Source organism: Pseudomonas sp. NPDC089547, assembly GCF_050280665.1.
Lineage (GTDB): Bacteria > Pseudomonadota > Gammaproteobacteria > Pseudomonadales > Pseudomonadaceae > Aquipseudomonas.
Genome location: NZ_JBNNVS010000024.1, coordinates 16,624 through 37,509, shown reverse-complemented (window position 1 = coordinate 37,509; position 20,886 = coordinate 16,624). Strand labels below are relative to the sequence as shown.

Here is a 20,886-nt window from a genome sequence, read left to right as displayed (position 1 = left end):
CGCAGCGCTCAGGGCCTGCGCTGTACCTGTGGGAGCGGGCGTGCCCGCGAAGAGGCCGGCACAGGCCTACGCCCATGTATCAGTTCGCCAGCCAGGCCTTGCGCCAGTTAGCCAGGTTGTCGCCTTCCAGCATCCAGCCACCGAGCACCGCATTGCGCAGCGCATCGCCCGACTTCGCCGTGGCATCCAGGTCGGACAGGTGCATGCGAATGGCCTCGACCCAGCTACGGAAACGGTTCTTCACCAGCGTAACCGGCAAGTCGTTGTAGCCCTGGTAGCACCGTACGTCGCTGGCGATCACAGGGAAACCACAGGCGCCGTACTCCAGCAGGCGCAGGTTGCTCTTGCACTCGTTGAACAGGTTCTGCTCGACGGGCGCCAGGGCCAGGTCCAGGTTCATCCGGGCCAGCATCGCCGGATACTGCTCGAACGAAACACCCTCGTGGAACTCATGCACATAAGGGCGCAGCTTGTCCGGGCACATACCGAAGAATACCCACTCCACCTCGTTGGCCAATTCCTTGACTACGTCGGCGATCACCTCCAGGTCGCCGGTATGGCTTGCGCCACCCGCCCAGCCGACACGCGGCTTGCGCGACTGCTGGCGCAGCGCCTTGAGGTCTTTCCAGTAGCGGGTGTCGAGCGTGTTGGGTACCACCCGGATATCGCCATGCAGGCCAGCGAAGGCCTCGGCCAACGGTTGCGTGGAGACGACGAAGCGATCCACATACGTCAGGCCACGGCGGATGGAACGCAGAATGTCCTTGGGCATGTGCGCACGGTGCACGCTCTTGAGCGGCAGATTGGGCAGGTAGTCGTCCAGCTCGTAGACCTTGAAGGCCCGCGAAAACGCGTGCATGCGGCGCATGTGTTCAAGCTGCTCGTCGCCAACCTGGCGCTGCAGGATGATGCTGTCTGGCTGGTAACGCTCAAGCTCCGCAGGCGCCAGGTAATTCCACGCCAGCGCCCCCTCGGCCAAGCCCTCGCGGTTGAGCGCATCCAGCGGCTGAATGACCCTGTAGTTGCCACACCCACCACTGTCTGCCACGTGGGCGAGGACAGTCGGCAGCGGCTTCCACGACGACAACGGCCGCCAGCTCAGGCCGGAAGGCGCCAGCCCCAGGCCATTGCTGGAGGACAGCGAGAAGTTAGGGTTGTGCAGCGGGTCGCGTGCCAGTACAGGCAGCCAGCGGTCATACAAGGCATCCTCTTCCTCGGTACCGGCCGGTGTGGCGGCATCCTCGCTGAGCAACAACTGCACACGCGGCGTCCACACGTTCAGGTAACCGCCACGGTGTAGACGCAGGCACAGGTCGACATCCGCCCAACGCTGCAACTCGGGCGTCTCGTCGAAGCCACCTGCTTCCAGGAACAGGGCTTTGTTCACCAGCATGCACTTGCCGCTTACTGCGACATAGTTCTGGTCAACCTGCAGACGCTGCAAGTAGCCAGAGGCATCCATCGGCTGACCGGCAAAGGCTTCACCCACAGGGCCATTCAGGCCAAGTACGAAACCGGCATGGCTGATGGTAGCGTCCCCCGATACCAGTTTGGCCCCCACCACGCCGACTTCCTGACGCATCCCGTGGTTCAACAGCTGCTGCAACCAGTCGCCCTCGAGTACGGCAGCGCCTTCGTCCAGCCACAGCAGGAAGTCACCACGGGCCTGCCCGACAGCCTGATTGCGCATTTGCACAGGCGTCATGCCCGCCGGGAAACGCAAGCAACGAAGGGTATCGGTGCCAATTTGGGCTACGCCGTCGAGCCAGTTCTTTACTGCCGGCCCAGCATCGTCCCGCGCCAGCAGTAGCACCTCATGGTTTCGATGGGTGGTCTTCTGCAGAAGGGTTTCCATGCAACGCAGCACCCGCTCGGTGCTGTTACCCTGCAGCAGGATGAGGATACTGACCGACGCATCGCCGCGGGTGCCGTAATCAAGGTCATAACGCCCGGGCATACGCGACTCGACGCTGGCTTGGGCAAAGCCACGTGCGTGCAAATGGCGCTGAATGACCCCGCGTTCGTCAGGGCAGTCACGCAGTGAAGGGGCCTCGCAAATCAGCAAAGGCTCGCTGATATGCCCCAGCCCCTCGAAACCGCCAGACTCGATCAGGCGCAGGATGTAATCCAGCTCGAAAGCCTGGCCCGCTTCTGGGCGGAAGCCGTCCATCTCCAGCCACACCTGGCGGTTGAACAACCAGTGGCGAGACAGGCTCGCCGGCAAGCTGAGCAGTAGGTCCAGATTCAGGTCGGGGCGCAGCGCAGCCCCCATTTCTGCGCCTTCAGCGCGCAGGCCCTCATCACCATATACAGCCCGACAGCCAGGCGCAGCCAACAGATCCAGCGCGGTAATCAGCAGGCCGCTCGCCGTGAACTCAGCCCCCGCCTCTACCAGCATGAACCAGTCGAACTCACCGTCCTGCACCACCTGGTTGAGCTGGCTGCCCAGGTTGGCATCGGTCAAGCGCAGGACATGCAGTTTGTCCTGTGCCAACGTCGCTGGCGCATCCCCTGGCGTCAGCACCACGATTTTCAATGTGCGATACAGGCAGTGATCACTGGCCAGGCTTCGCAGCGATGCATTCAGTGCATCCGTGCGCCCTTGCGCATCCACCACAATGATCCCGATCACAGGCCCACCCTGGTGCGCTTGCAGGCGCTGCTCGATCAGGCGAGCCTGCGTGGCGCCCGGAACGCGTTCGGCCAGCCAGTTCTGCACGGTCAACGCCTTGGGTTTCCCACCCAGATGCTCCAGCATTTGCTGGCGCCCGCGCCTGACTTCTTCGCTGCCAAGGTCGGAGTGCCGCGCATACAGTTCACGATAGAGCGCCGGGTAATCCTTGAGTGCCTGCTCGGAGCGTCGTGCAGGTGCACTGTCGTCGCGACGCATGCGGACCTGCACCGTTTCACACTGGATATGGTGGAAGGCACTGCGCGCACTCAAGCGCATGAGCACGTCCCAATCCTCAAGACCCGCCAACGCTTCGTCGAAGTCGCCCACGGCCAATGCCAGCGCACGCGGGCAGGCAAAGGTGTTGATCGGGATGTAGTTGTTAACCAGCAAGCGCTCCCTTGAGTAGGCCTCGTGGGGGTAGCGTTGCTCGCGTGCGACTTCGGTGCGCTTGCCCGCCGCGATCGTTTCCTGGATGAACACTGCGTCCGTGTACACCACGCTGTCAGGGTGAGTATCCAGCGCCTTGGCCAGTGTTTCCAGATGGTCAGGCAGATACAGGTCGTCATCATCCAGGAAAACGACATACCGACCGCGGGCCAGGCGCAACGCTGCATTACGCGCTGCGGCTGGGCCGCCATTACGGCCTTGGCGGATATACGTGACCGGGAAATCGTACTCGGCCAGCAGCGACTCGACCGGGTCGCCATTGTCATTGACCAGGATGACATCGAAGTCCTTGAAGGACTGCTGGGCAATGCTATCCAGCGCATCGCGGAGCAGCTCGGGGCGGTTGTAGGTGGTCAATATGATGGAGAACAGCGCCCTCTCTGCTTCTTGAGCCAGGGCTTCCAAGCGCCCGCACAAATGCCGCACCCGCTTGCCCAGCTCCGTATCCTGCTCCTGCGGATACAGGCTCAGCCGACGCTTCAGGTGCGCAGCAACTTCACGCTCACAGCCCTTCAGACGCCCCTCGTTACCGCGTTCGAATACGCCTTCGAGGATGCAGGTATGCCCTTGCAGCGGTGCCGACGAAACATAGAACTCATGGGAGTGTTGCGCAGCATGGACGCGATAGCTCACACCAGGAACAGTGGTGAACACAAAGTCTGGGTAAAGCTCCGCAAGCTGGACCATGAGCAGCCAGTCACCGGACCCGCGAATTCTGACATCACGTCGCCATGCCTCGAAAAAGGCGTCTCTGCGAATGATGGCCGCAGAGGGGGTGATGTAGCTGTCATAGATTAGAAGGTCCGCGACCTCGTTGCGCCCACCAATATAGTCGGCACTGCGATGGCCCGGATGGCTTGGCCCTGCAACCGAATCACCTTGCTCACCCACCCAACAGATAGGGCTGTAACCAACCGCAATCTGCGCATTGCTTTCCATCGCAGGGAGAAGGCGCTGTACATGACCCGGGTTCATGAAATCGTCGGCCATGAACAAGACCAAGTATTTGCCTTTGGCCGCCCACATGCCATTGTGAGAACTGCTGCCTACCCCAAAATTTCGCCGATTACGCATATAGCGCACTCGCGTATCAGACGAGAAACCCGCCATGACCGTTTGGGTGTTATCCGTCGAAGCATTGTCCACAACGAGGATCTCGATATCCTTGATACCCTGATTCAGAATGGACCTGACTGCCTGCCCTAGATATCGGCCATAGTTATAGGCCGGAATCACTACGCTCAACGTCGGTGCAACACCACGCACCTCAGCAGCATCCAGTGCAATCACAGACGTTAACGCATTGATCCAGAAGTCGACGCTGTAAGGATAAATTCGCTCATCCGGCCGCGCGCTGCCCTGCATGAGAAACGTCCGCAGTCGACTCGCCAGAGCCTCGTATTCCTCCCAGGCCATACCATTCAGGAAAGCGGACAAGTTACCGCCATCAGCGAACACACGACCATCGATGTAGCAATCTTTTGGAAACCACTCCGGTACCGAAGCGGTTGCGGTTTGCACGGGCACGGCACCAGACAACAGACAAGATTGCCACTGAGGGGACAACCAATCAGGTAATTCGGGCTCAAGGTCACACAAAGCGAAGTGCGCGTGCGCCAGATCGACATCGTCCCGCCCAAACACACTTGCCCTTCCTCGAAACTCAGGGCGTGGTTTCAATTCCGCAAGAGGCAGCTCCAGCGGCTGATTGAGTCGCACCAGGTGCTGGCCCGTGAAAGCCTCTTTGCCTGGCAGAAACACCCTGTCAAATTGCTCGAACACAGGTGCGTCATCCATCGAGCGCTCTAGCCGAATCAGATAGCGTCGAGTACCGAGGGGTAACGTCAGCACCTGTGTGCTTGCATTGGCCAGTTCAATGAGAAGGATACTGTCATAATGGGGAGCCGCGCCTGATGGGCCTATCCGCTCGAAGCAAAGGCCATTGGCATCACCATATTGCTGCAACGGCCCAAGAGGTATCAGGGACTGCAGTTTCCGCCATTGCTCATCGCTTATCGGGAAAGCCAGCTTCTCCTGCCCAGGCTGAACCCCGGCAATACCCACTCGCCAAGGCTGACCCTGGCAATAACCGCCTGCAATTGAGCCCCAATCCATCACGTATACCCTCTGTCACGGCCTCGTTCACACGCAGGCTCGTTGAAATTCAATTTACATAACCCAGAGATTTTGCCCAGGCAGCCATGCTTTCGATCGACCGATCCAGGGTGGTCCAGACATCCAGGCCTAATGCGCGGGCCCGGCTGATATCCGGCACATAGTAGGAACGCCCCGAATCATCGGCCTGCCCCAGCACGCGCACGCACTTGCCAGGTGCAACCCGGTCAGTTACCCGCCTCGCCAGTTCAGCAATACTGATGGCCTGATCAGAGCCTACGTTGTAGGCCGCACCAGGCTTGCCCCTCAGCAACAATGTCAGCAACCACACAGCCAAATCTGCGCCGTGCAAGTAGCTACGCATGGCCCGACCGCTGGAATTGAGTACGATCTCCTCGGCACTCAAGGCATCGCGAACGAAGTTGCCTATGGCGAAATGCGCGTTCAGCGGCAATCCTGGGCCGGAGAACGCAAAACAGCGGGTCATGACGACCTCCAGGCCATGCTCCTGAGCGTAAATCGCGCCCAGGGTTTCCTGCGCCCGCTTGGCCTCACCATAGGTGCCGCTGACCCGGTTGCTCAAGCAGGCACCGACATGTTCCTCAACGACTGGGCTGTCAGCAGGGAGAACGCCGTACTGTGCTCCAGAACCGGTGAACAGAACCCGTGCGCCATCGCTGCGTACCGCGAGATCCAGTACCCGGCGCGCGCCCTCGACGATGGTGTCAAAAAGCTCCAGGGGGCGTGCATGAGCGGCTGCTGAAGTATCCGCCGCCCCGTGCAGCATCAGCTCCGCCGGGCGCCCGGGTAGCTCTCGCAGCTCCCGAATGTCCATGGGCAGCCAGCGTAACCAGGGGCAGTTGCGATAGTGCGGATGGTCATCGAGAAAGCGCTTGGGGTTGCGCGAAACGACAGTGACAGCAATATCCGCCCCCCGTCGATTGAGTTCGTCAAACAACGCGAGGAGCCAGCAGCCGAAAAAGCCGGTAGCCCCGGTGAGAAGCACATGGCGATTGGCGCACTGCTCAGCCAACGCGTCCAAGCCAGGCAAGCGCAGAAGATCATCACGCAGGAATGAGTGGTGCTGTGGTTTGGTCATTCGGCTCTACAGAGAAGTGAGGGATATTTTGTACTGCCCGAACTCCACTTCCGCAGAGGGGTACTCGGCAAACGTGAAGTCCTGCCGTGGCGTGCGCCACTGACCATATACAAAATCCAGATAGCCCGTAGCGTCAGCCGGCACCTTGAAGGTTTGACCAAACAGTTCAACATGCTCATAGCCAGCAAAGTGATGCTCGGGGCAGAAGAACTCTGGCATCGACCCCAGCACAACCGCCAAGCCATCACGGCGTACCCTGCGACTGATATCGACTTCAAAAGGCACAACGCTGCTGCTTCCCGGAAGATTGATGCAGGTAACCCGGACGGTCGCCCCCAGTTCTCCAGCACTCACGAGTTCCACACTCCACTGCATACCATCACGCTGTGGAAACTGCGCTTTGTTTTCACGCACCAAAGCAATGACTGCATCGAATTGCTCGTCATTGACAGCAAAGTCAATGTCATCATCCCAAGGGATAAAATCCCGTTCGCGGAAGGCCCCCAACAAAGTGCCGAAGTCCAGGTAGAGATCAATGCCATGCTCTTCTGCCAGAAGCCTCAGCGTGAGCGCCATTTCCCTGGCAATGTCCTTGGTCAACGGGTGAGAGAACGGGTGGGTATCGCGCATGCCCTTCATCTCCCGCTTGCCCGGGATCAACGTAGGGATCGCAGAAAGACCCAACGCTTCCAGTTGCTCCAGGATGCCTTTGGACCAGACACTGGCAATCACCACCATGTCGCACTGCGTCTCGCCTATCTGCTCTGGTGCAATAACCGCAATGCCGTGAAATTCCCCACCCTGCTTGGCCTGATCATTGTCAGCCACCGCCACGATGTTCAATCCGAGATTCTGCTCAATGAAGCAGCCACCGCTTTTTCCCGCACCGAACAGCACGAGCTTCTTGCCTTGTAGATCCTGCATGCACCCTCCTACCAGCTGACCTGTAGTCCCGACACTCACGGGGCGTTTCTGATGGCCACGCAACGCCCGACCCTGGCGTCCTCAGCGCGAAACTTGGCAAACCCATGCCCTTCGATTTCGTACAGCCGGGAAAAACCTGCAGCTTCGATGTTCGCCAAGGTGGTGCGATGGTCGAGGTAGCGCCGGTAATGGTCGTCACCGAACACCTTCTGCTGCTCGGCATCCGCCACGGTACGGTACTCAAGGAACAGCAAAGAACCCGGCAACAGCACATCCCCCAGGAGCATGAGAAAGTCGTTTTGCTCCTCCTCCCGGATGGCGTGAAGGAAAAAGCGGGCGTACACCGCCACCCGCTTTTTGCCGTTCATGAATCTCTCGACTTCTTCGCGCGCATCGGTTGCGCTGCGTTGCACGAAGTTCGCACGTGCATGACGCGTACCGGCACGGCAACGATCAATAGCTTCAGCGGACGCATCCAGCGCCAGCAGATCGAAGCCGTGGGCGGCGAAGAAGTGGCTATCACGTCCATTGCCACAGCCGAATTCGATTACCCCCTCCACAGCCTCAGAAGCGTCCAGGGTAGCCATCTCCCCCAACGCGAACGCGGCAAACTGCGATGGCAAAAGTGGCAGAGGCTGGTTTGAGTGCCCATAAAATGAATCCCAATAGACCAAACGCTCATCAGTTGCCATTGAACACGCTCTTTAAAATGTCGAGAGAGGCCACTCTCCGGGCCTCGTTGAAAACAGCGACGGCAAACAGGCTCACCATGTGCTACGCCCGCCGTCCACCACCAGGTTGGCACCGTTCATGTAGGACGAAGCATCCGAACAAAGAAAGGCGATAGCACCACGGTACTCATCGGCTTCGGCCATGCGCCCGAGCGGGATCAGTTGCGCAAGCTTGCTGACGAAAACGTCGTTCTGCCCCGCGTAGACGCCGCCAGGCGACAACGCATTGCATCGCACCCCCTGCTCGCACCAGTAGGTAGCAAGGTATTTGGTCAACCCGATCAGGCCATGCTTGACCACCGAATAGGTCACCGGCTTCACCGGCTGCTGCTCGGCCTCCCGCCCCTCTACCCGGTACAAGCGCTGATCCGGAGCTATCACGCCAAGGTCGGAGGCGATATTGACGATCACACCGCGTCCTTGCCTGGCCATTTGCGCGCCGAACACCTTGGCACAATTGAATGCGCCGCCCAGTCCCACATCCAGATCCAGGCGCCATTGCTCCCAAGGGAAATGTTCGAGGCGAGAAAAGTCCTTGTCAGCTCCGCTTTCCACCTTGGGATTGCGCGCAGCATTGTTGATCAGGACATCCACCCGGCCATGTCGTGCCATCAGCTGATCGAAAGCGATCGTCAAGGCAGCCAGGTCGGTGATGTCGGCCTTAAGGGTCAACGCCTCGCATCCGGTTTGGGCAAGCAGCTTCGCTGCGTTGGCGGCCAAGGCTTCGGCACTGATATCCAGCAGCACCGGCAGGCCACCGAGCCCAGCGATGGTGGCCGCGTGCTGGTAGCCCAACAGGCCACCGCCACCCGTGATGAGCGCCACGCGGCCATCCAGACGAAACAGGGACTCGACACTAGACATTCAGATTCACCTCGCCTAGCGCAACTTCCCGCCCCTCTTTCAGAGAACGCAAGGCGGCCAAGGCCAGGCGCAGGCTCTGCAGCCCATCGTGCAGGCTTACCGCCGGTTCGGCGCTGCCATTCAGGCATTCGAGGAAGTGCCGCGCCTGCGCCAGGAACATGTCATTGCGCGTAAAGTCGCGAAAATCGTTTTGCTCGCGCAACTCACCCTCGGCACCATAAACACTCAAATGGTTGGCGAGCAGATCGATCTCGGCATAGCCAGCGTCACCGACAATTTTGAAACGCCGCACCGCTGGGCGCTGCAGATAGTCCTGGTGCAGCAGAACAGGGAAGCTTCCATGGGGGCCATCACAACGCATCAAGGAGGACGCGGTATCCTCGACGTCGATCTCCAGCCTGCTGAGCTGACCACCGTGGGTGACGATGCTGCGTGGCAGACCGAAGAACCAGTAGATCAGGTCCATCTCGTGGATCTGCGACAGAATCACGCCCCCGCCCTGATCGGCACGGGCGGCATACATCTGCCGGTAATCCTCATACCGGTGCCAATTGGGCAAGTACTCGCCGATCTCCGAACGAACGCTTAGCAGACGGCCAAAGAACCCCTCCTCCAGTAATGCCTTGAGGCGTTGAAGGCCGGGGTGAAAGCGGAAGTTGTAGCCGACGTGAAAAGGCAGACTACGTGCTTCAACTTCACTCAACAGTTGGTCAATACCTGCCAGATCGCTGGCCAGCGGTTTTTCCATGAACACCGGCACCCCGGCACGCACGCATTGCAACGCAACCGGTACATGCAGGGAGTTGGGGTTGCAGACGAAAGCCGCTGCCGGCTTCTGCGCCAATGCCTCGGCCAGGTCGTGGTGGACCCGTATCTGATACGCCTGCTCAAGGTCGGCGCCTTCATCAACGGAGAGATTGTCGAGCAGCTTGATACGTTGGCCGCGTACCCGATAGGCATGCACCTCCAGCTCATCGCCGAGCAGTTGGCGCAGGTTACGCAAATGTCGCTGGCCGATACCGCCCAGTCCGCAGAAAAGGATTTTCACGATGTCTTTCTCTCGTTGAGGGCACTACCACGTAGCCAGTCGGCTGCCAGCGCAGCCATGCCGGCGAGCCAGCACGGCTCATCGCCAGCGTCGCCACGGGCAACCTGCAACACGAAGTCGCCCCGGTAGCCAAAGCGCAGTAGTTGCTCACGTAAACTGCGGAAGTCGGTATCGCCCTGACCCAGAGGCACAGTACCAGCGCCCAGACGGCGATCCTTGATGTGGAAACTGCCGATGCGCTCGCCGTAGGCGGCAAACTCATCTTCCGGTCGGTAACCCAGGGAGGCGCTATTGCCGGCGTCGTAGTTGACCTTCACCAAGGGATGCACAAGGCGATCAAGCAGTTCTCGGAAGGCCTGTGGCGCCAGATCAGTCTCCAGGTGGAGCTCGACACCCAGACGCTCGGCGATGGGTAAAACCTGGCGAAGATTCGCCACTACCTGATCCACCTCGACACGATCATGCATGCGCGAAGCATCGACGAACGGCAGAACAACCCGGCCTACGCCCATCTCCGGGCACAGTTCCAGCAGCCACTCCAGGCGCTGGATCAGCTGAGCGTTCTCAGCTGCACTACAACGCAACAGCGGCCGATCCATGAAATAGTCGGCGCAGATGGACACCACCGATACGCCGTGATGCGCCAGCAAGCCACGCAGTTCCTCACGACCGGCTGGGGTCTCCAGAGGATTGGCGCCTTCGCCGAACAGGTCGTAGATCCACTCGATGCCGCGCAGGCCGATCGCTGCTGCACGCTCGATTTCCAGGCGCCAGCCCTGGCGTGGGAAGGACTGGAAGCGGCCCTCCTCCGGCGCACACAGGCGGCCCTGCATGGTGTACAAGCCAGCATCGGCGTATTGGCTCAAGTAGTCATTCATTTCAATCATCCAACAGCGGAATCAGCATGTTCGTACGCAGCTCATCGCGTTCAAGGAAGGGGAACAGGTCCTCTAGTGGGCTGGAGACCATTGCGCCGTTCTGGCCAATTTTCGAGGTAATGCGCGGGCCGATGGCTTGGTCAGATTCCACCATCACCTCGCACAGCACCGGCCCATCAAGTGCCAGCGCCTCGTCGATGGCCTGACGCAAGTCATTTTTCCCGTCGATGCGCCGCACTGGTAGGCCAAAAGCCGCTCCTAAGGCAGAAATATCCGGCAGGGTCAGGCCAGAGTCTGGGTCGCAGCCGATGGTCTGCTTGAAGTAACCGCCCTGAGATGCCCGTATCGAGGCATAGCCGTTATTGTTCAGGACGAAGTACTTGATCGGCAGGCGCAAACGGCGGACCACTTCCAGTTCCTGGATGTTCATCACAAAGCCACCGTCACCATCCACCGACACGGTACGACGGCCACCGCTACCAAGGCAGCCGCCGATTGAGGCTGGCAAACCGTAGCCCATGGAGCCCAGACCACCGGTGGCTACGGCGCGTTGACCGCGCTTCAGGCGAACGGAGAGCCAGAATGTATCGAGTGCCGCCCCGGAGCTGCCCGGTATGATCTGGTCGCCTTCGGCCAGCGCCTCGGACAGGGTTTCGCTGAATACATAGGTATTTACGTAGTCACCCGGCTGTCGATATTCCGGTAGCACTACCGGGTAGGCCGCCTTCCAGGCACCGCAACGCTCTCGCCAGGCCTGGCAGACCAGAGGCTGATCGCCGCTGGCGAGCAGCAGTTGCTCCATGAATACCCGTGCATCGCAAATGAATCGCTGATCCGGCATGTCGCCGAGCTTGGCGACCTCCGCCGGGTCGATATCCACTACGACAATATCGGCCGCACGGGCAAAGTGAGTGCGGTTGAACCCGGTGATGGAGAAGTCCATTCGGCAACCGATGGCCAGTACCAGATCGGCGTTCTGCACACTGAAGTTCGCACCACGCTGGGCCACCGTGCCGCAGCGGCCGACATAGAGCGGGTGTTCATACTCGAGCAAATCGGCGCCGATCCACGTGGTCAGGGTAGGAATACCCAGGGTCTCGATCAGATCACGCATCGCCGCCTCGCCACCCGAGGCGTGCACGCCATTCCCCACCAACAGCACCGGACGCTCAGCCTCACGCAATCGCCTTACAAGGGTATCGAGGGCCTCGGCATCTGGAGCGACCGGCAAGCCAGTGCCTTGCGGCACAAAGCCTTCAAGTTCAGCGGGATCGATTTCAGTCGCCTGAACATCCAGCGGTACATCGATCCACACCGGCCCCTTGCGGCCAGTAAGCATCAGATGGAGAGCCTTCTCCAGCTCATAGCGCACACGTTTCGGGTCCAGCAGGCAAACAGCGTACTTGGCCAACGGAGTGACCACACTGACGATATCCAGCTCCTGAGTACCCAGCTGACGCAGGCCACTGTCGCCCTTGAGATCGGCGCGTTTGACCTGGCCGGAGACGAACAGTGCCGGCGTGGACTCGAACCAGGCACCGGCCAGGCCGGTGATGGCATTGGTAGCGCCAGGTCCCGAGGTCACCAGGCAGGCGCCGAACTTGCCAGAAGTACGTGCGTAGCCCTCCGCCGCAATGGCTGCGCCCTGCTCGTGGAGCATACTCACTGCGCTCAGACGCGGTTGGCGAAAAAGCGCGTTGTTCAGGTGCATGGCTCCGCCACCAGGCAGGAAGAACACATGCCCGACGCCCTGGTTAGCAATGAACTCGAAGATATAGTCGGCGACACGCATAACATTGTTACTCGGCGGTGGAGTGCTGGGGAAGGCGATCGGCGGGGACGGCATAGAGCACCAGATCCCAGCCCTCGGCCAGATGCGGACAAAGCTTGAAGTGGTAGTGCGGGTAGTACTCGTGCAATTGCAGCAGAACACTCCAAAGGTGGTTTTGTTCGTGATAGACACAAACCGCGATCACCGGATGACACTCGCTGATCAGCTTGCGCCCACCCGCCAGGCACTCTGGCTCGAAGCCTTCGATATCAATCTTGATGAAGCTCGCCGGGGCGATCCGGGTGGCCAGATCATCAATCGTGGTGATCGTTACTTGCTGGCTACCGCGCCCCACACGGCTTGCGGCACCACTACCATCCTCGATAAGAATCTCGCCGCTGCTGTCGCCTACCGCCAAGGGATGAGCGAACACGCTCAGGCCCTTGTCTGTCTTCAGCTTGCTGAGGCTGGCATTCAGTTCAGCGAAGTTGGCTGGGGAGGGCTCGAAGGAATGGATCTCGTGGTAGCTGCGGCCGCTTTCGAGGTACTCCACCACCGAATCGCCGTCGAACGCGCCAATGTCATAAAGTACTTCGTCCGCACAGTCGGTGCTGAAACGGACGTCGAAGTAGATGGCCAGCGGCGAGGCGGGAGGCAACAGATCATGGTTCAGCGCAAGCCGCCATTCGACATGATCAACAAACAGCTGACGCGAGGCTTCATCGTCGAGCAAGGCGAATGCCCGGCGAACATCCTTGGCCTGCGCTACGACTTTCTCCGGCAGATCCAGGAAGTAGTGCGGCAGGAAATGATCGGGATAGCGCCAGGCGAGATGACCGAATAGCGCAATTCGCTCAAAGCCCAGTTTACGCAGCGGCGCAAGCCGGTCGGTCATGCGTTCACTGATTTGCCCGCTCCAGATGGTGCAAATGATCGAAGGCAGCGTGCCGCCGTACTGCTCGGCCAGTTGAGCGGGACTCATGACTGGCACCGCATCAATGTGGGTTCCCCAAGATGCCGGGTTGTTGTCGATGAAGGCGCAGGGCGAAAAACCCATCTGCTTCAACACAGCTTGAGTCTTGCGCCCCAGATGGCTGGCACCAAACAATGCGAAGGGCTGCTGCAGTCCACCGATCAACCTTTCCAGGGTATGGTTCTGGCGCTCTTGAATGCATTCCAGCGGTTCGCTCAACAAGGCTTCCAGACGATCGCTCAGGCTCGGATTGGTCATGGCCGGACTTCTCATAGTGACTGCAGGTATGCCAATGCCGACCAGAAGCCAGCACCATGATCCTTATGCCCTTGCCAGACTTCAGGAATGAAGCTGACTTCGGGGTGTTGGCGAATCTGCGCCCAGGTGGCCGGCCAGTCGATGTCGCCGGTGCCCATCAGCACGCCCTCACCATTGATGCCCTTGGCATCGGCCACGTGCAGATGCGCCGAGTGCGGCAGCAGCAGCGCCAGCGCGGCCTGGAAATCGAGGCCGAAGTGGAAGCAGGTCATCTGCAAGTGCGACAGGTCCAGGCACAGGCGCAGGCCGTGCTCGCGGGCCTGGGCCGCCAGTTCGTCGGGCATCATGAAGATGTTCTGGTGGCGCTGGCCGCCGAAGTGCCACGGGAACGGCGCCATATTCTGCGGGATCAGCTCGGTACCGGCGAAGTCCACCTGCCGGCAGGCTTCGTGGAAACGCTCGTAAAGTTCGGGGCGCATGGCCAACGGGCGTGGCGCGTCGGCGGAGAAACCGCCGATGTTGGCAACGATCAGCCGGGCATCGGCCGCGGGGAAGAACTCACCGATCTGCAGGGTGGCATCGACCACGCGCTGCAAATTGTCGATGGAGCGGCGACGGTAGGCCGGGTCGTCCGCAACCAGGTCCAGCAGCTCGCTATTCTCGAACAGCTCCGGCGCGTGAACCACCAGTCGCGAACATGCCACTTCAGCCAGGAAAGGCTGTGGTTTCAGGCTGAGGTCGCGGTACGAGAGATGGAACTCGAACAGATCCGGTTCGATACGCCGCTGGTAGTCGCGGAAGTCGTGGTAGCGCACCGGCACACCCCAGCGAATCGGCATGTCGAACGCCAGTTTCTGCTCGGCTTGCTGCTCTTGCAGATCGCTCTCGAACAGGAAGTCGCCTTGGGCGATATCGCGCTGGGCCGGCTTGCCCAGCAGCTCCGGCAACCGGTACGGCGGCAGGCCCTGGCCAGGGCTGGCGATGCGCAGCATGCCCTGCTCCAGTACCGCGCCTTGGGGGATGTCGCGGGCAGCGATCACGCTCTTGCCAAGGTTCTCGCGGTTCAGCAACTCACCCTGGCTGGCATGGCGACCTGGCCCTTGCCAGGGCAGCGCCAGTTCCAGCTGGCGGATGCCGTCCACCAGCTGGCGGAATTCGGTGGGTTCCAGGCTGGCCAGGTGGTCCGGGCCTTCCATGTTACGGTCCAGGGTGATGTGGCGCTCCACCAGCTTGGCGCCCAGGGCCACTGCGCCGAGGGTAATAGCGATACCGCGCTCATGGCCGGAATAGCCGATCAGGCCATGCAGCGCTTGCAAACGGCGCAGGTAGCCGAGCTGGATATCTGCCTCCGGCGCCGGGTAGGCGCTGTTGCAGTGCAGCAGCGCGAAGGGCGTACCCAGCGCGTTGAGCTGTTCGATGGCGCGGATGATTTCGTGCTCGAAGGACATGCCGGTAGACAGGATCAACGGCTTGCCCAGGCTGGCGGCCTTGGCGATCAGGTAGGGGTTGGACAAATCCGCCGAAGCGATTTTCAGGGCCGCTACGTCGAATTGCGCCAGGGCATCGACGCTGGGTTCATCCCACGGGGTGCACAGGTAGGTGATGCCCTTCTGCGCGCAGTAGGCGCGTACCTGGCGGTGTTCGTCGAGGCTCAGCTCAACCTTGTCGAGCAGGTCCTGGATGTACTCCACGCCAAGGTCTTCGGCACGCGAACCATCAGCCTTGCGCCGGTACAGCGCCTCGCGGTTGCGCAGCTGGAACTTGACGCAGTCAGCGCCCGCCGCAATGGCGGCATCCACCAGTTGCCTGGCCAACGCCAGCGAGCCGTTGTGGTTGTTGCCGACTTCGGCAATGACATAGACGCGCTCGCCACCCAGGGCGATGCCGTCGAGAAGAATCGGGGTCATTGGATTTTTGTCCGCCAGGAAGTTACACCGCAAGTCTCAAAGCGGAAGCCTTGAGTCTGGCAGCCCAGTGCACGCACCGCTTGCACCACGCGCTGGCGATGCTGGGGTTGTACGTAGAACAGGAAGAAGCCACCGCCACCGGCGCCCAGCAGCTTGCCGCCGAGCGCGCCGGCCGCCAACGCCGCCGCGTAGATCTGATCAAGGTGGTCATGGCTGATTGCCGAGGAAAAGCGTTTTTTCAGGCGCCACGCTTCGTCCATGCACAAGCCGAACTCGCGCAACTCGCCGCGAATCAGGTACCGGTGCATACGCCGGCACAGCGCCACGCTGGCGTGCAGCAGGTCCGTTTGCGAGGACTCGGCCTGCATCTCTTCGCGCTGCAGTTCATGCAGGCGGCCAGAGTCGTGAGAAATACCGGTGTCGCACAACACCAGGCAAGACTCCAGCTCGTTGCGGGTCGCCTCTTCAAGGCGAATCGGGTGTACCAGGTTGCGCTGGTTCTCGAACTCGATCAGGTTGAAGCCACCGAAAGCCGAGGCGTACTGATCCTGCCAGCCGCCGGCGATGCCGAAGCACAGGCGCTCGGCCTGGAACGCCAGTTCAGCGATCTCATAGGTGCTCCAGCGGTCCTGGCGCAGTTCATTGAATGCCGCGATGGTGGCCGTGGTAGCCGCGGAGGAGCCGCCCAGCCCAGAGCCCACCGGGAAATCCGAACGCAGGTAGAGATCGAAGCCATATTGCGGCTTGATCACCGAAACGATGGTCGCCAACAGGCTCTTCTCGCTGGCGGCCAGCAGGTCCGCCAGGGAGTCGTAGTCCTCCTCGCGGCCCAGGTCTTCAGAGAAAATGCGGATACCACGGTCACTGCGCGGCACCAGGGTGGCGTGGGCATAAAGCCCGACGGTACAGCTGAGCACCGCTGCCGGGTGGTCGATGAAGAAATAGGTCAGGTCCGCACCACCGCCACAGAAGCTCATGCGCACCGGCGCACGGGCCCGCGCCAGCACCGGCACTTCCGGGCTGGCCGCCATCAGCCGGGTATAGACCTCGACCAGGCGCCCCTGCTCGTCCACAGCCGGGATGGCGTTGAAACCAAGGTCGAACGCCTTGAGCAATTCCTCTCGCGATGCCCCGGCCTGAACGGAGCGGTAATGGCTGTTCATGCAGGTGGTCACCGGCAGGTCGGTCTGCCCACCCTGCAACAGGTGGCGACGTACATCGCCGTTGGTTACCACCCCCAGCAGGCGGCGGTCATCGGCAACCACGAAGGCGATCTGCAAGGCGCCCGCCTCGATGCACTTGACCGCATCGAGAATGCTCTGGTGCTCGCCGATGCTGAGGGTCTGCACAAGCAGGCTCATAGCGAAGTATCCGGTAGAAATTCGTGGGTGTAGCGCGCAAGCGATTCTGGCGTGCCGATATCGATGAAGCGCCCGCTGTAGTCGACAACGGTTACGGCCTGTCGCTGAAGCAACTCGGGCAGCAAGTCGTGCTCCATCGAACATGCGCGAACGGGGCTGGTGGCGAAGGTCGACGCGGTAAAGGCATAAACCCCTGCGTTGATCAGGCCGGGCCCCTGCACGCCTTTTTCCTGTAGCGAGGCCAGGTGCCCGGTAGCATTCACTGCCAGGCTGCCGTAACGGCTGCGGTCATCGACCCGCGCCGCCAGCACGGCGTTACCTTCGCTGGCCAGCATCTGCCGGTAACCCTGCGCGTCTACAAACGTATCGGCATTGAGTACCAGATAACGCCCTTGCGCAGGCTGCTCGCGCAACGCATTGAGCAGTGCGCCGCCGGTTCCCAATGGGCTGTCTTCCACCACCATCGACAGTGGCAGGCCGGCCTGGCACGACAGCTCGGCAAGCTGCTCGGCTACCTGTTCGGCGCGATAATGCGCGCACAGTACGGCTTCATGGATACCGGCACGGGCCAATTGGCTCAATACGTGCGCCAGGAAGGGTTCGCCGTGAACGGGCACCAAGGCCTTCTGCGCGTCGGTAACGCTGCGCAGCCGCGTACCGAAACCGCCACACAGGACATAGGCGCGCATCAGCAGAGCCTCTGCAGGTAAGTTTCCAGGCAGCGCGCCGCATGTTCCAGATGGTCGTCGCTCAAGCCCGGCCACAGGCCGATCCAGAACGTGTCGTTCATGATCTTGTCAGTGACTGGCAACTCGCCGGAAACCCGGTAGTTCAACCCCTGCATGTAGGGCTGGCGGGTCAGGTTGCCGGCAAACAGCAGGCGCGTACCCACACCCTGCTCGTCGAGGTAGCGCACCAGCTCGACACGGTTGATTCCGCAACCATCGCGCAGGGTAATCGGGTAGCCGAACCAGGAAGGGTCACTGTCGGCGGTGGCCCGCGGCAGGATCAGTTTGTCCGCACAGCCGGCCAGGCGCTCGCTGAGCCAGACAAAGTTGCGTTTGCGCGCAGCCACGAAATCATCCACCCGGTCCATCTGCGCCAATGCACAGGCGGCCTGCATGTCGGTGATCTTCAGGTTGTAGCCCAGGTGCGAGTAGGTGTACTTGTGGTCATAGCCTTGCGGCAGGTCACCCATTTGCCAGCAGAAGCGCTTGCTGCACGTGTTGTCCTCGCCTGGCGCGCAGTAGCAATCACGGCCCCAGTCGCGGAACGATTCGATGATGCGCTTGAGCAAGGGCGAATCGGTAAACACCGCCCCGCCCTCGCCCATGGTGATGTGGTGCGCAGGGTAGAAGCTGAGGGTACCGATGTCGCCGAAGGTGCCGACCATACGCCCCTGGTAGGTGGACCCCAGGGCATCGCAGCAGTCCTCGATCAACCACAGGTTGTACTTGTCGCACAGGGCGCGGATGGCGCCCAGGTCGAAGGGGTTGCCCAAGGTATGGGCCAGCATGATCGCCTTGGTCTTCGGGCCGATGGCCGCCTCGATCAGCGCCGGGTCGATATTGTAGGTGCCCATCTCGATATCGACGAACACCGGTACCGCGCCGAATTGCAGGATAGGGTTGACGGTGGTCGGGAAACCGGCGGCAACGCCGATCACCTCGTCACCCGGCTTGATCGCCCGGTCGCCAAGGCGTGGCGAGGTCAACGCGGAGAATGCCAGCAGGTTGGCCGAAGAACCGGAGTTGGTGGTGAGTACGCAGCGACGCCCCAGGTACTTGGCCAGGCGCTTCTCGAACGCCTCGTTGAAGCGCCCGGTCGTCAGCCAGCCATCCAGCACCGCCTCGGTCATCATCTGCAGCTCGCCGGCACCGATCACCTTGCCGGAAGGCGGAACAGTGCTCTGCCCTGCCACGAAAGGCTTCGGCGCCATCTGCAGCTCGGCATAACGCCCGACCAGTTCGGCAATCTGTTGGCGCAACTGCTGCGCCGTACTGTCACTCATGGGTTCCGCCTTGGTGAGCCGCGATCTGCTCGCGGGTAACGATGTTCATGTCACGCCCTGCGCGCCAGGCCAGATGCCAGTCCAGGGTATGTTTCAGGGTGTCATCCAGCGACCAGCGCGGCACCCAGCCAAGCTGTTGGCGTGCTTTGCTGGAATCGAGCGCCAGCAGGCCGGCTTCGTGCGGCTGGGCATCGCCGGCAATCGACCAGCGCGCCTCGCCGGGCCAGCGCTCGGCAAGCCGCTGGACGATGTCGCCGACAGTGGCCAGCCCTGCGCTGTCAGGGCCGAAGTTCCAAGCGGTTGCGTGTGCCTCGGCATCCGTGAGCAAGCCCTGCGCCAGTTGCAGGTAGCCCATCAGCGGGTCGAGCACGTGCTGCCAGGGGCGTGTGGCATGTGGATAACGCAGGACCACTTCTTCACCGCCCTGCCAGGCGCGGAAAATGTCCGGCAACAAGCGCTCGGCAGACCAGTCGCCGCCACCCAGCACGTTGCCTGCGCGCGCCGTTGCCAGCGCCACGCCGGCGGAACGCAGGAACGAATCGCGGTAGCTCGCGCACAGCAGTTCGACACAGGCTTTGCTGCTGCTGTAGGGGTCGAAGCCGCCCAGGGCATCCTGCTCACGATAAGGCCATGGCCACTCGCGGTTGTCGTAGCACTTGTCGGTGGTCACCACCAGCACCGCACGCACCGAAGGTGTGGCGCGCACGGCCTCCAGCAGGTTGAGCGTGCCCATGACGTTGGTTGCGTAGGTGTCGGCTGGCGCCCGGTACGATTCGCGCACCAGCGGTTGCGCCGCCAGGTGCAGCACCAGCTCGGGCTGGTAATCCTTCAAGGCACGGGCAAGCCCCGAGGCATCCCGGATATCGGCGAGGTCGCCGGCAACCTGCTGTTGCAGTTGCGCCACCTGCCACAACGAAGGCGTGCTGGCAGCAGGCAAGGCGAAGCCGCGCAGCTCGGCGCCAAGCTGGCGCAGCCATATGGCCAGCCAGCCGCCCTTGAAGCCGGTATGCCCGGTCAGCAGCACGCGGCGCCCGGCCCAGAATGCAGGGTTCAGCGCCATAGCTGCCATGCTGCGTCGCCGTTTTTCCAATGGGTTTCAAGCAGCGTGCGATCACGCAGGGTGTCCATCGGTTGCCAGAAGCCGCGGTGCAGGTGGCTCATGAGCTGGCCGTCCTCGGCCAGGCGACGCATGGGCTCGTCTTCCCAGGTGGTGGTATCGCCGTCGATGTATTCCAGCACGGCCGGTTCGAGCACGAAGAAGCCACCATTGATCCAGCCACCGTCGCCCGCCGGCTTTTCCTGAAAGCCGCGTACCTGTTGGCCGTGCACGTCCAGAGCGCCATAGCGCCCCGGAGGCTGTACAGCAGTAACCGTGGCCATCTTGCCGTGCTGGCGATGGAAGTCGACCAGGCGCGGAATATCGACGTCGGACACACCGTCGCCGTAAGTCAGGCAGAAGGTTTCATTGCCAACGTACTCGCGGACACGCTTCAGGCGGCCACCCGTGGCGGTATTTTCCCCGGTGTCCACCAGCGTCACCCGCCAAGGTTCGGCGTGGCGGTTGTGGATGTCCATGCGGTTTTCCGCCATGTCGAAGGTAACATCGGACATGTGCAGGAAGTAGTTGGCGAAGTACTCCTTGATCACGTAGCCCTTGTAGCCCAGGCAAATGACGAAGTCGTTGATTCCGTAGTGGGAGTAGATCTTCATGATGTGCCAGATGATCGGCTTGCCGCCTATTTCGATCATCGGCTTGGGGCGCAGGTGGGATTCTTCGCTGATGCGTGTGCCCAGCCCACCGGCCAGAATGACTGCTTTCATTGTG

15 protein-coding genes are annotated in these 20,886 nt (G+C 61.3%); all 15 read right to left on the bottom strand.

Annotated elements, in window-relative coordinates:
• Nucleotides 1-79: 79 nt before the first annotated feature.
• On the bottom strand, nucleotides 80-5,236 hold the full coding sequence (locus tag ACQKPZ_RS17445) for a glycosyltransferase (protein WP_427540420.1): 5,157 nt from the start codon (nucleotides 5,234-5,236) through the stop codon (nucleotides 80-82).
• Nucleotides 5,237-5,285: 49 nt separating this feature from the next.
• Nucleotides 5,286-6,335: an NAD-dependent epimerase/dehydratase family protein gene (locus tag ACQKPZ_RS17440; RefSeq protein WP_427540417.1), complete on the bottom strand. Its 1,050-nt coding sequence runs from the start codon at nucleotides 6,333-6,335 to the stop codon at nucleotides 5,286-5,288.
• 6 nt (nucleotides 6,336-6,341) lie between these two features.
• A complete protein-coding gene (locus ACQKPZ_RS17435; protein ID WP_427540413.1) occupies nucleotides 6,342-7,259 on the bottom strand; it encodes a LicD family protein in 918 nt (305 codons plus the stop codon).
• A gap of 35 nt (nucleotides 7,260-7,294) precedes the next feature.
• A complete protein-coding gene (locus ACQKPZ_RS17430) occupies nucleotides 7,295-7,951 on the bottom strand; it encodes a class I SAM-dependent methyltransferase (protein WP_427540410.1) in 657 nt (218 codons plus the stop codon).
• A gap of 72 nt (nucleotides 7,952-8,023) precedes the next feature.
• Entirely contained in the window at nucleotides 8,024-8,854 is an 831-nt protein-coding gene (locus ACQKPZ_RS17425; RefSeq protein ID WP_427540407.1) for an SDR family oxidoreductase, read from the bottom strand.
• Nucleotides 8,847-9,902: a Gfo/Idh/MocA family protein gene (locus tag ACQKPZ_RS17420; RefSeq protein WP_427540404.1), complete on the bottom strand. Its 1,056-nt coding sequence runs from the start codon at nucleotides 9,900-9,902 to the stop codon at nucleotides 8,847-8,849. The genes ACQKPZ_RS17425 and ACQKPZ_RS17420 overlap by 8 nt, the downstream gene beginning before the upstream one ends.
• The gene (locus ACQKPZ_RS17415) at nucleotides 9,899-10,780 is read right to left on the bottom strand and encodes a sugar phosphate isomerase/epimerase family protein (protein ID WP_427540401.1); all 882 of its coding nucleotides are present in this window, start codon (nucleotides 10,778-10,780) and stop codon (nucleotides 9,899-9,901) included. The genes ACQKPZ_RS17420 and ACQKPZ_RS17415 overlap by 4 nt, the downstream gene beginning before the upstream one ends.
• Nucleotide 10,781: 1 nt before the next feature.
• Nucleotides 10,782-12,572, bottom strand: a complete 1,791-nt coding sequence (locus ACQKPZ_RS17410) for a thiamine pyrophosphate-binding protein (protein WP_427540399.1) — start codon at nucleotides 12,570-12,572, stop codon at nucleotides 10,782-10,784.
• Nucleotides 12,573-12,579: 7 nt separating this feature from the next.
• Nucleotides 12,580-13,782, bottom strand: a complete 1,203-nt coding sequence (locus ACQKPZ_RS17405; protein WP_427540397.1) for an FkbM family methyltransferase — start codon at nucleotides 13,780-13,782, stop codon at nucleotides 12,580-12,582.
• An 11-nt stretch (nucleotides 13,783-13,793) separates the two neighbouring features.
• The gene (locus ACQKPZ_RS17400) at nucleotides 13,794-15,689 is read right to left on the bottom strand and encodes an N-acetylneuraminate synthase family protein (RefSeq protein ID WP_427540394.1); all 1,896 of its coding nucleotides are present in this window, start codon (nucleotides 15,687-15,689) and stop codon (nucleotides 13,794-13,796) included.
• Nucleotides 15,686-17,050 carry a CBS domain-containing protein gene (locus ACQKPZ_RS17395; RefSeq protein ID WP_427540391.1) on the bottom strand — a complete coding sequence of 455 codons (1,365 nt, stop codon included), beginning with the start codon at nucleotides 17,048-17,050 and terminating at the stop codon, nucleotides 15,686-15,688. Before ACQKPZ_RS17395 ends, ACQKPZ_RS17400 begins: the two co-directional genes overlap by 4 nt.
• Nucleotides 17,047-17,739: a sugar phosphate nucleotidyltransferase gene (locus tag ACQKPZ_RS17390; protein ID WP_427540388.1), complete on the bottom strand. Its 693-nt coding sequence runs from the start codon at nucleotides 17,737-17,739 to the stop codon at nucleotides 17,047-17,049. The genes ACQKPZ_RS17395 and ACQKPZ_RS17390 overlap by 4 nt, the downstream gene beginning before the upstream one ends.
• Nucleotides 17,739-19,061 carry a lipopolysaccharide biosynthesis protein RfbH gene (rfbH, locus tag ACQKPZ_RS17385; protein WP_427540385.1) on the bottom strand — a complete coding sequence of 441 codons (1,323 nt, stop codon included), beginning with the start codon at nucleotides 19,059-19,061 and terminating at the stop codon, nucleotides 17,739-17,741. The genes ACQKPZ_RS17390 and rfbH overlap by 1 nt, the downstream gene beginning before the upstream one ends.
• On the bottom strand, nucleotides 19,054-20,121 hold the full coding sequence (rfbG, locus tag ACQKPZ_RS17380; RefSeq protein WP_427540498.1) for a CDP-glucose 4,6-dehydratase: 1,068 nt from the start codon (nucleotides 20,119-20,121) through the stop codon (nucleotides 19,054-19,056). The genes rfbH and rfbG overlap by 8 nt, the downstream gene beginning before the upstream one ends.
• Nucleotides 20,112-20,882: a glucose-1-phosphate cytidylyltransferase gene (rfbF, locus tag ACQKPZ_RS17375; RefSeq protein ID WP_427540382.1), complete on the bottom strand. Its 771-nt coding sequence runs from the start codon at nucleotides 20,880-20,882 to the stop codon at nucleotides 20,112-20,114. Before rfbF ends, rfbG begins: the two co-directional genes overlap by 10 nt.
• Between the last annotated feature and the right edge of the window lie 4 nt (nucleotides 20,883-20,886).

What these genes read in the sequence shown, in the direction of transcription:
- ACQKPZ_RS17445 (WP_427540420.1), bottom strand. Translation starts at nt 5,236, where the DNA reads ATGGATTGGGGCTCAATTGCAGGCGGTTATTGCCAGGGTCAGCCTTGG.
- ACQKPZ_RS17440 (WP_427540417.1), bottom strand. Translation starts at nt 6,335, where the DNA reads ATGACCAAACCACAGCACCACTCATTCCTGCGTGATGATCTTCTGCGC.
- ACQKPZ_RS17435 (WP_427540413.1), bottom strand. Translation starts at nt 7,259, where the DNA reads ATGCAGGATCTACAAGGCAAGAAGCTCGTGCTGTTCGGTGCGGGAAAA.
- ACQKPZ_RS17430 (WP_427540410.1), bottom strand. Translation starts at nt 7,951, where the DNA reads ATGGCAACTGATGAGCGTTTGGTCTATTGGGATTCATTTTATGGGCAC.
- ACQKPZ_RS17425 (WP_427540407.1), bottom strand. Translation starts at nt 8,854, where the DNA reads ATGTCTAGTGTCGAGTCCCTGTTTCGTCTGGATGGCCGCGTGGCGCTC.
- ACQKPZ_RS17415 (WP_427540401.1), bottom strand. Translation starts at nt 10,780, where the DNA reads ATGAATGACTACTTGAGCCAATACGCCGATGCTGGCTTGTACACCATG.
- ACQKPZ_RS17410 (WP_427540399.1), bottom strand. Translation starts at nt 12,572, where the DNA reads ATGCGTGTCGCCGACTATATCTTCGAGTTCATTGCTAACCAGGGCGTC.
- ACQKPZ_RS17405 (WP_427540397.1), bottom strand. Translation starts at nt 13,782, where the DNA reads ATGACCAATCCGAGCCTGAGCGATCGTCTGGAAGCCTTGTTGAGCGAA.
- ACQKPZ_RS17400 (WP_427540394.1), bottom strand. Translation starts at nt 15,689, where the DNA reads ATGACCCCGATTCTTCTCGACGGCATCGCCCTGGGTGGCGAGCGCGTC.
- ACQKPZ_RS17395 (WP_427540391.1), bottom strand. Translation starts at nt 17,050, where the DNA reads ATGAGCCTGCTTGTGCAGACCCTCAGCATCGGCGAGCACCAGAGCATT.
- ACQKPZ_RS17390 (WP_427540388.1), bottom strand. Translation starts at nt 17,739, where the DNA reads ATGCGCGCCTATGTCCTGTGTGGCGGTTTCGGTACGCGGCTGCGCAGC.
- rfbH (WP_427540385.1), bottom strand. Translation starts at nt 19,061, where the DNA reads ATGAGTGACAGTACGGCGCAGCAGTTGCGCCAACAGATTGCCGAACTG.
- rfbG (WP_427540498.1), bottom strand. Translation starts at nt 20,121, where the DNA reads ATGGCGCTGAACCCTGCATTCTGGGCCGGGCGCCGCGTGCTGCTGACC.
- rfbF (WP_427540382.1), bottom strand. Translation starts at nt 20,882, where the DNA reads ATGAAAGCAGTCATTCTGGCCGGTGGGCTGGGCACACGCATCAGCGAA.